The following is a 16,487-nucleotide window of genomic DNA, read 5'->3' as shown; positions in this document are numbered from 1 at the left end:
TAAGGACAGCAAATGAAAGTCTCCGACAAAGTGGTACAAAGCCTTCGTATATTGATTGAACAAAATAATATGCAAGTTGGAGATCGTTTGCCTGCTGAACGAAAATTATGTGAGCAGTTAGGTGTTTCCCGTTCTTCTTTACGTGAAGCCATTCAGCAACTGAGCAGTATGGGCATGTTGTTAAGTAAAGTTGGGGCGGGTACTTTTTTGCAGCAGTTGCCGACCAATTGGTCGCAACATCAAATTGTGCAGCCTTTAATTAATTTGATTGATCAAGATCCTGCATATCGTTTTGATGTGCAGGAAGCACGAACGATTTTAGAAGGGGGGACGGCTTGGTATGCCGCAGAGCGTGCCACGCCAGAAGACCTACAAAATATTCGTCAATGGTACGATAAAATTGCTTATTTTCAGTCGCTTGGTGATGATGATCAGGCCGCAAAAGCCGATGCTAAATTTCATCTTGCGATTGCTGAGGCATCACATAATTTGGTACTCATTCAGATGATGCGTGGCTTATTTGATTTGTTGCAATTTAACGTGGTTTTAGGCCGTCGAAAAGTCTATTCAGAATCACACCGTTTTGATCAATTGCATGACCAACATTTTCGCGTGATGGCTGCAATTGAACGTAGAGATCCAGAAGCTGCTCGACAAGCAGTGTGTGGACATATTGAGTTTGTAGTTCAACAAGTACGCTCGATTGATGAAGAAGAAGCTCGTCGTCAGCGTGCAAGTCGATTAAACAGGATATAGCTATGATTATTTCTTCTACTAATGATTACCGTGAAGCTGCAAAACGTCGCTTACCGCCGTTTTTATTTCATTACATCGATGGTGGTGCATATGCGGAACATACGCTAAAGCGCAATGTAGAAGATTTATCCAAAATTGCCTTAAGACAGCGTGTTTTGAATGATATGTCTTCCTTAAGTCTTGAAACTCAGCTATTTAATGAAACCTTATCGATGCCTGTGGCTTTGTCACCTGTAGGGTTAACAGGGATGTATGCGCGCCGTGGTGAAGTACAGGCAGCAGTCGCGGCAGATAAAAAAGGCATCCCCTTTACTTTATCTACGGTTTCAGTGTGCCCGATTGAAGAAGTTGCCCCCGCGATTCAACGTCCAATGTGGTTTCAGTTATATGTGTTACGCGACCGTGGCTTTATGAAAAATGCTTTAGAGCGTGCTAAAGCTGCGGGCTGTTCGACCTTGGTTTTTACTGTGGATATGCCCGTACCAGGAGCGCGTTATCGTGATGCACATTCGGGCATGAGTGGTCCAAATGCAGCAATGCGTCGTTATTTACAATCGGTACTTCATCCTCAATGGGCTTGGGATGTAGGTCTGCATGGTCGTCCACATGACTTGGGGAATATTTCAAAATATCTAGGTAAACCTACAGGGCTTGAAGATTATATTGGTTGGTTAGGGAATAATTTTGACCCAGCTATTTCATGGAAAGACTTGGAGTGGATTCGTGAATTTTGGGATGGCCCAATGGTCATCAAGGGTATTTTAGATCCTGAAGATGCTAAAGATGCGGTTCGTTTTGGTGCAGATGGAATCGTGGTTTCAAATCATGGTGGTCGTCAGTTGGATGGGGTTTTATCCAGTGCCCGCGCGTTGCCTCCAATTGCAGATGCGGTAAAAGGTGAGATTAAAATTCTAGCCGATTCAGGTATTCGTAATGGTTTAGATGTGGTACGTATGCTGGCGATGGGTGCAGATACTTGCATGCTTGGTCGTGCATTTGTGTATGCCTTGGGTGCTGCTGGTGGAGCAGGTGTATCTAATTTATTAGATTTAATTGATAAAGAGATGCGTGTTGCAATGACGTTAACAGGTGCAAAAACCATTGCAGATATTACTTCTGATTGTTTGGTGAAATTGGATCGAGAGTTGGCTGGGTAAGTCATTTATTCATAAATTGTCACAACCACAAATGTTGGTTTGAATTTAATGTTCTCGCGTAGGTAATGTCTTACTTTTGAAGGATCAAAAGTAACAAAAATCCTTTGTTGAGCAGAAGGAACGTCCTTGTTCCTCTGCTCAACAGCGGCATCCATGCCGCCAATCGCGATAGCTGATATTGGGATAAATCATTCTTATTTTGAAAGTTGGTTTCTCATTTTAGTTATTAGATTTTATTAAAAAGCTAGAAAATCTAAATATGCAGGGTATCAAATGCAAACTCAATCAGATTCACAGCAAACCATTCATAAGCTCATCAACATCGTGGGTAAAGCACACGTTTTAACCGATGATAATGCTACACGTTTATATCGTCAGGGTCGACGTTATGGTTCTGGTCAAGTTTTGGCTGTTGTTACCCCAGGTTCTTTAATTGAGCAATGGCATGTTTTACAAACCGCAGTCGATGCAGATTGTATTGTGATTATGCAAGCTGCTAATACAGGATTGACGGGTGGTTCTACGCCGTTTGGTGATGATTATGATCGTCCAGTTGTTTTAATCAGTACCCGCCGTTTAGCGGGGATTCAAGTGATTAATGATGGTCAGCAAGTGATTTGTTTACCGGGTGCAACACTGGATCGACTGGAAAAAGAATTGGCACCCTTTAACCGTGAACCCCATTCGGTGATTGGTTCATCGTGTATAGGTGCATCTGTGTTAGGTGGGGTGTGTAATAACTCGGGCGGTGCATTGGTACGTCGTGGGCCTGCTTATACTGAGCTGGCACTTTATGCCCGCGTAAATGAAGTGGGCGAGTTGGAACTGGTGAATCATTTGGGTGTGGACTTAGGTACAACGCCTGAAGAAATTTTATCTAAATTGCAAAAGCAGCACTATCAAATAGATGATATCCAAAATGATACTAATTGTTGTGCTTCAGATCAGCATTATGCCCATGATGTAACGCAAGTGGATGAAAATACCCCTGCACGATTTAATGCAGACCCATCGCGTTTATTTGAAGCATCGGGTTCAGCAGGGAAAGTGTGTGTATTTGCAGTGCGTCTGGATACTTTTGAGAAAATCCCAAGTCAAGTGTTCTATGTGGGTACAAATTCACAGGATAATTTAACTGAAATTCGTCGTTTTTTATTGAAAGATTTAGCACGTTTGCCAATCGCGGGTGAATATATTCACCGTGTTGCTTATGATATTGGCGCTGAATACGGTAAAGATACTTTCATGTTTATTGAAAAGTTTGGTACAGCCAAAGTACCCGCAGCTTTTGCCATGAAAGATAAGGTCGATGGTTATTTAGAAAAATTGGGTATGAAAGGACTTTCGGACAAAGTGCTGCAATTGGTCACTAAGTTTATGCCCAACCATTTACCAAAACGTATGAATGAATTCCGTGACTTATATGAACATCATTTGGTTTTGCGTATAGAAAATCAGGATGTTGAACAGGTTGAGCAATTTTTAAAACAATATTTTGCTTCAAATACTTCAGGTCATTATTTTTTGTGTACAGAGGAAGAAGGACGGAAAGCCTTTTTACATCGTTTTGCAGTTGCTGGTGCTGCCATCCGCTATCGTGATACCCATCGCAGTGAGGTGGAAGATATTGTGGCGCTGGATATTGCTTTACGCCGTAATGACCGTGAATGGTTAGAAACTTTACCCAAAGAGATCGATGATTTGATGATTCATAAACTTTATTATGGTCATTTTCTGTGTCATGTCTTTCATCAAGACTATATTGTTAAGAAAGGGGTTGATCCTTTAGCGATAGAGCATCAAATGTGGCATTTGTTGGATGAGCGTGGTGCGGAATATCCTGCGGAACATAATGTTGGGCATTTATATGTGGCGAAGCCTGCACTGAAAAAACATTATCAAAAACTAGATCCAACCAATAGTTTTAATGTCGGTATTGGGCATACAACGAAATTAAAAAATTGGAAATCTTCATAAATTGAGGTAAATAATCATCAGGTGTAATACTTTAAGTGTAGTCTCAATAGCTACACTTTTTTTATGTCAAATTGACAGTTTCTTGCAGACAAATTATTTAAAAAGCCATAAACAAAATATGAAAAGTCGGTAAAGTAGTATGCAACAAGTTGCAAAGCCAACCTTAAAGGATTCATGATGACAACTCGCTATGCAAATATATTAAAACCACTTCATTTAGGCTTTACGACCATTAAAAACCGTGTCGTGATGGGGTCAATGCACACAGGTTTGGAAGACCGTTTTTACAACTACCCTAAACTGGCAGCATATTTTGGGGAACGTGCAAAAGGTGGTGTTGGTTTAATTATTACTGGGGGAATTTCACCCAACCGTTCAGGTTGGTTACTTCCTGCGGGCGGTACTATGAATACCTTAGGCGATGTTGCACCACACCGTTTAGTGACACATGCTGTGCATAAGCATGGCGCAAAAATTTTGATGCAAATTTTGCATGCAGGACGTTATGGTTATCAACCTTTTGTAATGTCTGCAAGTCCAATTAAGTCGCCCATTTCACCTTTTAAACCGCGTCAAATGAGTGAAAAGCAGATTTTAGATACCATTGATGATTATGCACATACCGCCAGTATTGCTAAAAAAGCGGGCTATGATGGTGTAGAAATTATGGGTTCGGAAGGTTATTTACTGAACCAGTTTCTAAGTCGCCATGTCAATCAGCGTGATGATCGTTGGGGAGGCGATATTCAGAATCGGATGCGTTTTGCGGTTGAGATTGTTAGAGCGATTCGTGCAAAAGTTGGTGAAAAATTTATTATCTGTTTCCGTTTGTCGATGCTTGATCTGGTCCATGATGGTAATACTATGGATGAAGTGATTATCGTGGCTCAAGCTTTGGAAAAAGCAGGGGTAACATTGCTAAATACAGGTATTGGCTGGCATGAAGCACGTATTCCTACCATTGTCACGTCTGTACCACGAGCAGCATTTGCAGATTACACGGCAGAAGTGAAAAAGCATGTTGCTATTCCTGTGATCGCTTCAAACCGTATTAACATGCCTGAAACAGCTGAAGCTATTTTGGCTGCTGGAAAAGCAGATATGGTTCAGATGGCACGTCCGTTGTTGGCGGATGCATTCTGGGTGAGTAAAACGGCAACCAATCGTGTTGATGAAATTAATACCTGTATTGCGTGTAATCAAGCCTGTTTAGATCATACTTTTAAAAATCAACGTGCCACTTGTTTAGTTAATCCTCGTGCAGCCTATGAAACTGAATTGGTTTATTTAAAGACCAAGGCACCGAAAAAAATTGCAGTTGTCGGTGGTGGTGTAGCGGGCATGTCTGCTGCAACAGTGGCTGCGAGTCGTGGTCATCAGGTGACTTTATTTGAAGCCGCACAAGAAATTGGCGGGCAGTTTAATTTAGCCAAAGTCGTTCCGGGTAAAGAAGAGTTTCATGAAACCATTCGCTACTTTAAAGTCCAAATTGAAAAAACAGGGGTAGAACTGCGTTTAAATACGAAAGTGAACCGTGAGCAATTAGAACGTGAAGGTTTTGATGAGGTCATTGTTGCAACAGGTGTTGTGCCGCGTGGTTTAAAAATTGAAGGCAGTCATGCGCCACAAGTGTTGTCGTATGCAGAAGTATTACGTGGTGCTGCCGTTGGCAATCGTGTCGCAGTGATTGGTGCAGGTGGTATAGGATTTGATGTTTCCGAGTTTTTATTGAAACCAGAACATCAGCCTCAACCACAACCGTTGGCAGACTGGCAACGAGAGTGGGGTATTGATCCAAATCCGAACTATATTTCCGAAGGTGGTTTGCAGCCCGCACAAGTCGATCATCCTGTACGTGAAATCTATTTGTTGCAACGTAAAACGACACCTTTAGGTGCTGGTTTAGGAAAAACATCGGGTTGGGTACATCGCGCACAACTTAAAAAACATGCTGTTAAAATGTTGCGTGGCGTGCAATATAAATCTATTACCGATGAAGGTATATGGATTGAAACCAATGGCTATGACCAACTTTTACGTGTGGATACGGTCGTGGTTTGTGCGGGGCAAGAGTCAGTAAAAGACATTATGCCAAATGAAGGTGAAAATACGTTGGCAAATTACCATATTATTGGTGGTGCAAAACTGGCGGCAGAGCTTGATGCGAAGCGTGCGATTCGTGAAGGTGCTGAATTAGCAGCCAAATTATGATTTTTTAAGTTAATTTGGTGAAACAATATTCATTTGAATGCTTTGCTTGTAATTTTTACTTGTCAGTTTTTAAAAAGATCCGTATTATGGCGCACATGGAAGCGTGGCAGAGCGGTTTAATGCACCGGTCTTGAAAACCGACGAGGGTGTGAGTCCTCCGTGAGTTCGAATCTCACCGCTTCCGCCAAATTTTGAAAAAAGCCCTTGTATTTACAAGGGCTTTTTTCTTGCCTATCGTTTTATCCCACAACCTACCCCTCATAAAAATTTGGATGTAAAAATGGCTTTGTTGTACCAACCTATATCTAAAGGCTTATTCAGCAATATAATTTTCCAATGAATAAGCCTACCTCTAAAATATATCGTACAACGAACTGGTCTTCCTACAACCATGCTTTGATGAATCGAGGGAATCTCTTGATTTGGTTTAATCTTGATACCAATGGTATGCAGAACCGAATAACAAACATGGGATAAATCAAACCTATTCCGATACTGCTATTCAGTGTTGTTTGATGATCAAAACAATGTCGTCAGGTAATTGCAGATCGACAAGCCTATGCGGTAATTCCGCCAAGGAAAAATGCAAAACCTTGGAAAGATAAAAGAATCAGTTCATTAGAGCGAAATAAATTGCTTCGAACAGTTAAGCGTTTAGGATGAACTATCTGGAAAAAATGGTCGGGTTATCATCGACAAAGCTTGGTCGAAACCAATATGCATTGTATTAAATTATGAGAAGATAAACTCAGCGCAAGGCACTTTCAAAGTCAGGTCAACGAAATTCATGCAGGTATAGCGGTATTCAATAAATTCACTGAATTAGGTAGACTCCATATTCAAGTTGCCACTTGAATATGGATAAAACAGGTGAAACTCAACTTTTAAATTTTTGTGCAACAAAGCCGTTTGCTGATAATAGAAAAATCGGCAGAAAATGGATGATGTGGTCTGCCGATTCTATAGATCATCTTGATTTAAGGTTGTAGGCTATTAATCATCAGCACTAAGTTTTGTGCTTGTGCCGCTGCTAAAATAAAACTTTGGTTTTGAGTTGGTAAAGACCATTGTTGATTGACACTACCTGTACAGCTGTAACGAATAATCGTTGAACGACCATCGGCACTTGGGGTAAAACCACCGCTTAAATCAAGACATTGGTCGCCTTGATAAATGGCTTTGGTGGTTGGATTGAGGCTCCATGCTTGTCCAGCATTATCATTGCTACATGCTGTCAGTATCATTGAGCTGGTTAGACATTGATTAATGTATTGGCGGTTATGCAGTTTGCCCATTGCATCATAAATCCATTCTGAAGCAGCAACGTTACAACCATTGACACCACTAGCATAGACTTCAAATTTACCCTCGCTGAGTTGACCCGCTTTTAAGCAAGCATTGCCTTTTGAAGGTAAGCGTAATTGAGTCACATTGGCGAGAGGTTGATCATTTTGCAAGCCCAATTGCACTGTAAAAGCTTTAAATGCTGAAACTGCATTAGCATTGGTAGCAGCTAGGTCAGTACGATAGGTATTTACCCAGCGGTTTAGACGGTACAACTTGGTTTGTTGGTCGCTATAACGTTGTAACTCGGTTTGTGCGGCACTGGATAACTCAGATTTATAATCTGTGTAAGAGTCGTAGAGTACTTTGGCATTTGGTGCTAGGTTAGCAATGGCTTTGCCCTGATTACTGAGTAAAGCTTGTTCTAATTGCGGTAACTCAACTTGACGCAGCGCTTTAAAGCCTTGTTGCTTACCAATTACCACCGCAGCAGGCTGTGCTGTGGCATAGCTTGGAATTTCAATCGATGATAGTTTAACTGCTTGCTCATTGGCTCTTTTGCAGTATAAATCGACACTGCGTGGTGCATCGCTTTGGGCGATATTGATATGCAGTTTATTGGCATTACTTTCCATACGGCTTGGTGCAAGGGCAATATTTTCCTCTGCTTTGTTTACATATTTGACGTTAATCCAACAGCTTGCATTAGCCAAATTGGTTTGCGCCTGAGGTAGGGTAAAGACATTACCCCAGTTGCCACGCGCTGCAGGGTACAATAAGCCGACCTTGTTGACAGGGTCATAACCACCTAATATGGTAAAAACGGGTACCCCAAATTGGGTTGGTTTTAGGTAGTTACCATCGGTACGGTTGTACCAAACGTTATTTGAATTAGGGACTTTAGGTTGTACAACATCCATTTGACGCGTGACCGCATTCCACTTTTTATAGCCTGTTAATGAAGTTGCATCCCATACTGTACGGTCAAATGCAGGTTGAATTTTTGTTTTGGCGCTATAACCTGTGTAATGAGTAAATCGTGAAAGCGAACTTGAGAAGCTACCACCTGCCATAGAGTCAGGAGCATAGGTATATGCATTGTTAAATAATGGCGTACCACCTAAACGGTTATCAAGGTTACTATTATTCCAATTTAAGTTACTACGCATTCTTTTTCGGTAAGCAATATATCCCCAACCACTATCGGCATGGTGAGATGCCCAAAAATAATTCTCCCCATTTTGCCCAGGGTAGTGCCCAAGTCCATAGTGGTGTCCAATTTCATGGCTAAATTCGTTTCCAGATGAATCAATTAGGGTTAAAATGCCGTTACCACCGCTTAAACCATGACTGACATCACCATTTTGATATTTACCCCATGCATGATGAATTACTGCACTTTGCGTCAACTGCGGTTGTTCTTGGCTGGACATACCTGCACTGGTTATACCCCAGTTGGCAAGGTTGATCCCTGTGCTAAAGGTTGATTTAGCAGTATCACCACGCATATCTCCGCTATAAACATCGCCATCCGTTGCACTTTTTTCATCATAAATCACACCGCTTGCGACCATAACTTTATTGAGTTGCATATCATCATATTGGCTAACGATCATACGAGCAGCAGGAATCGTTTCGAAATAATCCGTTCCTGCTTTTTCAGGTTCATTGAGCATGTAGTGCCCATTGGACTTGCGAGGTGTCGTGAGCATACCTAAGCGAATGCTTTGTACCAATAGCTCGCCAGGTGGAGCAAAATCAATGGCGGTGGCAGCCAGACGGCCATTTTGACGTGATACAGGGTCAACAATACGAATATTTAAGCCTGGTTGAATTTCATTCCAATTGAGTGCAGCCGTCCATGTGCGTTTTGAATATTGTACCCGTGGGCGATCATCTGAATTGGTTTGATCTGAATTGGGGATTTGAGAGGGTTCTTGTAATGCCACACGACGAATCAGGCGACTATTTAAATAAATTTCAGCGTTGAGTTGTTCAATATTACCCATTTCTGGGGTGGGTGTGACCAGTAACAAACCATCTTTTTCACTGGTTAAACGCGGCATGTTTTTGGCTTCGTTGCCACTTGGGTCAACGGTATGGTTTTGTGCAAACTGAATCATGGCAGCAAAGTTGCCTGTTAAATCGTTACGCACGCTACGCACGTTACCGTCTTGATCAGTGTCGTAAAAACCTAAGCTGGCTTCATCAGGAATATCTTTGATCGGTTCAGGATACGCTCCTTGCATACGCATGAATGCAAAGCTTGGCATTTCTTTTAAATCAGCATTATTGGGCGTTGTTTCGGAATCAGCATCATTAGGCGTTGTTTCGGGTGTATTTTCCCCGCACGCAGAAATTAAGACTGATAAAACACATATGGTTAATATCGGTATTGGGGATTTAGTCACAGTTTTCATATTATAAATGACCTGATTTGCAATGTATTAAATTGGGATTTTATTTATAAGATAATATATTAAATTGATTATATAGGTATATATTAAATATGCATGATTAGATTTTTTTAGGGTCGTTAATCTATTTTATAATAATAATTGTTGGCTTTTTTGAATTTAATATTGTTATTAAGTGACATTTTTTGTCATTATGATTGATGGTTTTTGTTTTGATTAATATATTGTTTTTTTTAATGTTTTATTTTATTTAAGTGATTTAATTGTCATTAAAATAAAAAATTAAACATTTTTTCTTGATTTGATAGCTTATTAATTATGAATTGAGTTAACTGTTTATTATGCAGTGTGGTTTTAAAATAAAGATAAATATTGTATCTTGGTGCATATTTTATGGGTCAGGTATTTTATTTTTAGAACAGTTGTATTTAAATTGAATTTATTTTGATTTTTATTGCAGTTTTTATTTTAAATAATACTTGTATCACATTTTTAATTTTTTGTGTCTACGTTTTTATAATGATGAATTAAATGAAGACGAAAACTCAGCGTTAATATTTAATTTTAAGGTGGGGTAGCGATGAATAAAGTATATAAAACGGTGTGGAATAAAAACCTTGGTTGCTGGCAAGTGACTTCAGAGTTGGCCAAAAGTCATGGTAAAAGTGCTCAAAGTGCAAAGGTAACGGGGCAAATCAAACAAGTCGCTCAAAGTATATTGCATATTACCCGTTTATCTTTATTGAGTTTGGCGCTACTACCGATTTCGATTTGGGCGGGAGTGCATGATGTGCAACTGCCGACCAATGGCATAGTGACGGCTGGTTCAGCACAAGTTACGCAAAATAATAATACCTTAAATGTGCAGCAAAATAGCCAAAATGTTGGCATTCAATGGGATAGTTTTAATATTGGGAAAAATGCCACGGTCAATTTTTATCAACCCAATTCATCTTCGATTGCAGTCAACCGTGTACAAGATAGTAATGCCAGTCAGATTATGGGTAAACTCAACGCCAATGGTCAGGTGTTTTTACTTAACCCGAATGGGGTGATTTTCTCTAAAACTGCACAAGTCAACGTCGGGGGGATCGTGGCGTCGACTTTAAATGTCACCGATGGTGATATTATGAGTGGTAATTTTACCCTGAAAAATCAGGGTGCTGCTGGTAAAGTTGAAAATCATGGTTCGGTGATTGCCAATGGTGGTGTGGTGGCGTTTATTGCACCGACTGTTGTCAATACAGGTGAAATTCAGACGCAGGGTGGCGTGGTGCATTTAACCGCAGCTGATCAAGTAACTTTGCGTTTACAAGATGGTCAAATGACCGAATATCAAGTGGAAATCGGCACGTTACAGGGTTTAATTGATAACAGTGGCGCAATTTTAGCCAATAATGGCGCAGTGTATTTAACTGCGAAAGCCAAAGATAGTTTAAGCAAGGCGGTGGTCAATCATAGCGGTATTATTGAAGCCAATCGTTTAAGCCAAGATGGCAAAGGCGAAATCATCTTATTGGCAGACATGCAACATGGCACCACCAATGTGAGTGGTGTGCTCAAAGCCGAAGGTCAAAATGGTCAAAATGGTGGTTTTATTGAAACCAGTGCAGCACAAGTAAAAGTAGCTGACACGACCCAAGTCTCGACGTTATCGGATAGGGGTAAAACAGGGACATGGTTAATTGACCCGACCGATTTTACCATTAGTGCAGGTTCGGCAGCGCAAACAGGCAGTGGCATTGGCGCAACTACATTAGGAAAGAATTTAAATAGCACCTCGGTGATTTTAGAAACTCAAGCCGCAGGCGCAGAAAAAGGTGATATTCATGTCAATGCTGCGGTGACGTGGAACAATGACACCACGCTGACCTTAAAAGCACACAATGACATCAATATCAATGCCAATATCACCGCACAACACCAAGATGGTAAAGTTGCGTTGCTGTATGGACAAAATGGCAGTCAAGATGCCAATTATCACTTTAAAAATAACGCAAAGATTAATCTACAGGCGGGGCAGAATTTTAGTACCCAAAAAGGCAACGATGCCAGCACGCGTATAGATTATACCGTGATCACTCAGTTGGGTGCAGAAGGCTCAACTACGGGTAAAGACTTACAAGGCATCAATGGCGATTTGTCAGGCAATTATGTGCTGGGAGCAGATATTAATGCGGATGAGACTAAAAACTGGCTGACTGAAAATGGGGACATCGGTTTTAATCCGATTGGCAATGATTTTGATGGGCTATTTACGGGGCGTTTTGATGGTTTAGGGCATGGAGTATCGAATCTAACCATTAACCAAGAGTGGGGCTATAACGTTGGCTTATTTGGCACAATCCAAAATGCAGTAGTGCGCAATGTTGGAGTGCAAAGCGGTTCAATTATCGGGGATAGTTTTGTCGGTGGCTTGGTTGGAAATAGCATCAATAGTCTGATTGAAAACAGCTTTAGCCATGCTGATGTCCATGGTTATGGCACCATAGGTGGTTTGGTTGGTGGGCAATATGAAGACAGTATCACCAGAGACTCCTATGCTACAGGTGCGGTGACAGGCGGTGACAATTCCATGTATGTCGGTGGTTTGGTTGGTGGCAATGACAATGCTCATATTGAAAATTCTTATGCCACAGGCAATGTTAACGGTAGCGAAGTTGTTGGTGGTTTGGTCGGGGACAATAACCACGGTGCTACGGTCAAAAATGCCTATGCCACAGGTACAGTCACGGGAACGAAAAACATCGGTGGTTTGGTTGGTAATAACTACTATGATGCCCAAATTAAAAATGCTTATGCCACAGGTGCAGTCACAGGGAGTGATCGTGTCGGTGGTTTAGTGGGTGAAAACCTTGCTGCAAGTATTGAAAATACTTATGCTTTAGGCAAAGTCACAGGGACAACTGCGGTCGGTGGTTTACTGGGCAAGAATGTGCAAGGCACAGTCACCAACGGCTATTGGGACAAAAATAAAACTGGGCAAAGTACCAGTGCAGGCAGTGCCAATAGTTATGGCTTAACCAGCGATGAAATGTTTAGTGCCAATAAATTTATCGGTTTTGATTTCGATAAAATTTGGGGCAATGCCGATGGTCAAACCACGCCGTATTTGAAAGATCAGATTGGCGCTAACCAAGTCGTGAATAAAAAAGATCAAGCGGGTGGTTATTACAGCGTTATTCAAAATATTAACCAGTTACAAAGTGTGAATAAAAACCTTGCGGGGAATTATTTACTGGGCAATAACATTGATGCAAGCAACTCCAAAACATGGGGCGATGCCAATGGATCAGGTTTTAACCCATTAGGCGATAGCACGTATGCCTTTACAGGAAAATTGGATGGCTTAGGTCATACGGTTTCGAATTTGTATATTTACCGTGAACAAGTCGATAACGTCGGGTTGTTTGGCTATATTCAAAATGCCAATATTAAAAACCTTGGGTTGATCAACAGCAATATTACAGGTGGAAATCAGGTTGGTGCTTTGGTTGGAACCAGTGCTCAAAATTCGCAATTGTATAGTGTGTATAGCACAGGAACTGTAACAGGTATAGGTAATGCTACGGGTGGTCTGATTGGGCAGCAGCAAGAGAGTTCAAAAGTTGAGAGTGCCTATTCAACCAGCCAAGTGACAGGTAAAAACCATGTCGGTGGTTTGGTGGGAATGAACCAAAATGCAACCATTAAAGATACTTATGCTACAGGTGCGGTCACAGGTGAAACGAATGTTGCAGGTTTGGTCGGCAGCAATACCGCTCAAGCCAGTATTCAAAATGCCTATGCTACAGGTCCTGTTACAGGTAATAGTTCAATTGGCGGTTTAGTCGGCAGCAATAGTAATGCAACCGTTAGCAAAGGACATTGGAATAAAGACACTACGGGACAAAATAACAGTGCAGGCAGTGATGCAAGCTTTGCGTTAAGCAATGCAGACATGAAAGATGCCTCTAAATTTACGTTCCTCGATGCTGATAGCAAACTAGGTGGTAAAGATAGGGCATGGCGTATTTATGATGGTTTAAGTGCGCCTTTATTGCGTAGTTTCCTAACCACTGCGGATTTATCCGTGACTGATAAAACCACAACTTATACAGGCAAAGAACAAAATTTTGCTGAAGTGTGGGGCTTAGACAGCAGTAAATACACTGCCAATGGTCAAATCAAGGGTACAGATGCAGGTCAATATCAAGCCACTTACTATAGTGATAACCAACATGGTTATGATTTTATTGGCAATGAAGGCACCTTAACCATTAATAAAGCCAAAGTCACAGTCACTGGTACCAGTGAAAATGACAAAATCTATAACGGTCAACAGCAATCGATGAATAATTCGGGCTATACCGTAGGTGGATTGGTTAATGGTGAAAGTGAATCCCTATTAGGAAATATCACGGCATCGGGAGGTTCAGCTAAAAATGCAGGCAATTATGTCAACAAAATAACAGGTGAAAATACCACCACCAAAAACTATGATATTGCCTATGTTGATGGTCAATTTACCATTAATAAGAAAAAAATCACCGTAACTGCTAATAGTGATCGTTTTACGTATGATGGTGAAAATCATCGATATGAGAAAAATTCATTCACGGCTAATGGCTTAGTTGCAGGTGAAACTGAAGCAGTGTTGACAGGTGTTAATGCTCTAATGTCTAGTGCTAAGAATGCAGGGACATACAACCATGCTGTTAATGGTTCAGATAAAAACTATGATATTACCTTTAAGGCTGGGTCGATTATTATCGACAAAGCAACAGCTACAGTAAAAGGAAATAGCGCAACAACCGTTTATAATGGTCAGGTTCAAAATGTTGCTGGATTTACCATTGAAGGGGTAAAAAAGAGCGACATTGCGAACCAAAATAATATTTTTAGTAGTGCAACCGCTTCGGGTGCAAGTGGTGAAAATGCAGGTAGCTATGTCAATACTGTGACTGGTGGGACATCAACTAGCAATTATAATGTCGTGTATGAAAATGGTTCACTTGATATTGCCAAGAAACAAATCACAGGCAATATTAGCGCCCAAAATAAAGTCTATGACGGCACGATCAATGCGACTGTGAATGGAAGCCTAGAAGGTATTATTCAGGGTGATGTGGTTGATTTCACTGCCCAAGGACAATTTGCCGATAAAAACGCAGATCAAGGCAAAGATGTAAATGTATCAGGTAGCTTAAGTGGTGCTGATGCAGGCAACTACGAAGTCAAAACCAATAGCACGACTCAAGCGAATATTAGCAAGAAACAACTGCAAGGTACGCTGACCGCCCAAAACAAAGTCTATGACGGCACCACCAATGCAGTGGTACAAGGTAGCTTAAATCCAAATGATGTGATTGCAGGTGATAACGTTACAGTTGGTGGAACAGGTCAGTTTGTTGATAAGAATGCTGGTCAAGGCAAAGTGGTGAATGCATCAAGTAGCTTAATGGGTACAGATGCAGGCAACTATGAATTGATCACGAATGAATCAGTGACTGCCAACATCAGTAAGAAAGACATTACAGGTACAATTACAGCACAAGACAAAGTCTATGACGGTACGACCAATGCGACTGTGAATGGCAGCTTGAATGGTGTGATTACGGGTGATCAGGTCAATCTGAATGCCCAAGGTCAATTTGCTGACAAGAATGCAGGTCAAGGCAAAGATGTAAATGTATCAGGTAGCTTAAGTGGTGCTGATGCAGGCAACTACACGATCAATAGCAATACAACTGCCCAAGCCAATATTGCCAAGAAACAGATTGCAGGTGCAATTACAGCGCAAGACAAAGTCTATGACGGCACGACCAATGCGACTGTGAATGGCAGCTTGAATGGTGTGATTACGGGTGATCAGGTCAATCTGAATGCYCAAGGTCAATTTGCCGATAAGAACGCAGGTCAAGGCAAAGATGTAAATGTATCAGGTAGCTTAAGTGGTACAGATGCAGGCAACTACACGGTCAATAGCAACACAACTGCCCAAGCCAATATTGCCAAGAAACAGATTACAGGTGCAATTACAGCGCAAGACAAAGTCTACGACGGCACGACCAATGCGACTGTGAATGGCAGCTTGAATGGTGTGATTACGGGTGATCAGGTCAATCTGAATGCTCAAGGACAATTTGCTGACAAGAACGCAGGTCAAGGCAAAGATGTAAATGTATCAGGTAGCTTAAGTGGTACAGATGCAGGCAACTACACGGTCAATAGCAACACAACTGCCCAAGCCAATATTGCCAAAGCCAAAGCACAGATCATTGGTAACAGCTTAACCACGAACTTTAATGGTCAACAACAGTATGTCGATGGTTTTACTGTTAAAGGTTTGGTGAATGGAGAAACGACTTCTGTGTTAACAGGTGTGACGGCAACAGGTGCCAGTGCTACAACAGAAGGGACGTATAGCAATACTGTCAGTGGCGAAGATCAAAACTATGAATTGATGTTCACGGCAGGAATGCTCAAAATCCAATCACCGCTGCTAATACCACCTGTTACGCCTGAAGCACCCAACCAACCGAATGATTCAATTTGGCAAGGTTTGTTGGATGATAATTACCAACGTGCGATTCATTTTACACCTAAAAAAGACAAGCCAAAACGTTCAGATGACATCAATATTGAAATCATAGGGGATGGTATCAATATGGATGGTATTCACACATTCGCAGGGAACTTTTAA

The 16,487-nt window shown here is 41.3% G+C and carries 6 protein-coding genes, 1 tRNA gene and 1 pseudogene; 7 read left to right on the top strand and 1 reads right to left on the bottom strand.

Translation table 11 applies throughout. The annotated features are described in order from the left end of the window. The first annotated feature begins 12 nt into the window (after nt 1-12). The 6 genes and pseudogenes from lldR (at nt 13) to B9T24_RS01685 (ending at nt 6,956) form a co-directional block, all read left to right on the top strand. Nucleotides 13-756, top strand: coding sequence for a transcriptional regulator LldR (gene lldR, locus B9T24_RS01710; protein ID WP_086164216.1), 744 nt, complete (start codon nt 13-15; stop codon nt 754-756). A gap of 2 nt (nt 757-758) precedes the next feature. Further along, a complete protein-coding gene (lldD, locus tag B9T24_RS01705; protein ID WP_086164215.1) occupies nt 759-1,913 on the top strand; it encodes an FMN-dependent L-lactate dehydrogenase LldD in 1,155 nt (384 codons plus the stop codon). 273 nt (nt 1,914-2,186) lie between these two features. After that, nucleotides 2,187-3,890, top strand: coding sequence for a D-lactate dehydrogenase (gene dld / locus B9T24_RS01700; protein WP_086164214.1), 1,704 nt, complete (start codon nt 2,187-2,189; stop codon nt 3,888-3,890). 174 nt (nt 3,891-4,064) lie between these two features. Beyond that, nucleotides 4,065-6,101, top strand: coding sequence for an NADPH-dependent 2,4-dienoyl-CoA reductase (locus tag B9T24_RS01695; protein ID WP_171264817.1), 2,037 nt, complete (start codon nt 4,065-4,067; stop codon nt 6,099-6,101). A gap of 97 nt (nt 6,102-6,198) precedes the next feature. Then, a tRNA-Ser gene (locus B9T24_RS01690) sits at nt 6,199-6,288 on the top strand. Nucleotides 6,289-6,437: 149 nt separating this feature from the next. Next, nucleotides 6,438-6,956 (top strand): annotated as a pseudogene (locus B9T24_RS01685) (transposase). Nucleotides 6,957-7,078: 122 nt separating this feature from the next. Here B9T24_RS01685 and B9T24_RS01680 read toward each other — a convergent pair. Further along, nucleotides 7,079-9,805 (bottom strand): M66 family metalloprotease, encoded by a 2,727-nt coding sequence (locus B9T24_RS01680; protein WP_086164212.1) that lies wholly within the window; start codon nt 9,803-9,805, stop codon nt 7,079-7,081. Between the two features lie 577 nt (nt 9,806-10,382). Here B9T24_RS01680 and B9T24_RS01675 point away from each other — a divergent pair. Beyond that, nucleotides 10,383-16,487 (top strand): YDG domain-containing protein, encoded by a 6,105-nt coding sequence (locus B9T24_RS01675; protein ID WP_086164211.1) that lies wholly within the window; start codon nt 10,383-10,385, stop codon nt 16,485-16,487.

It is taken from the genome of Acinetobacter sp. ANC 4654 (genome assembly GCF_002135425.1).
In the GTDB taxonomy this organism is placed as follows: domain Bacteria; phylum Pseudomonadota; class Gammaproteobacteria; order Pseudomonadales; family Moraxellaceae; genus Acinetobacter; species Acinetobacter kyonggiensis.
The sequence above is the reverse complement of the archived record's forward strand: the minus strand, read 5'-3'. Positions and strand labels throughout refer to the sequence as shown.

Coding starts and splice junctions, on each gene's coding strand:
- B9T24_RS01680 (WP_086164212.1), bottom strand. CDS start 9,805: ATGAAAACTGTGACTAAATCCCCAATACCGATATTAACCATATGTGTT.
- lldD (WP_086164215.1), top strand. CDS start 759: ATGATTATTTCTTCTACTAATGATTACCGTGAAGCTGCAAAACGTCGC.
- lldR (WP_086164216.1), top strand. CDS start 13: ATGAAAGTCTCCGACAAAGTGGTACAAAGCCTTCGTATATTGATTGAA.
- B9T24_RS01695 (WP_171264817.1), top strand. CDS start 4,065: ATGATGACAACTCGCTATGCAAATATATTAAAACCACTTCATTTAGGC.
- dld (WP_086164214.1), top strand. CDS start 2,187: ATGCAAACTCAATCAGATTCACAGCAAACCATTCATAAGCTCATCAAC.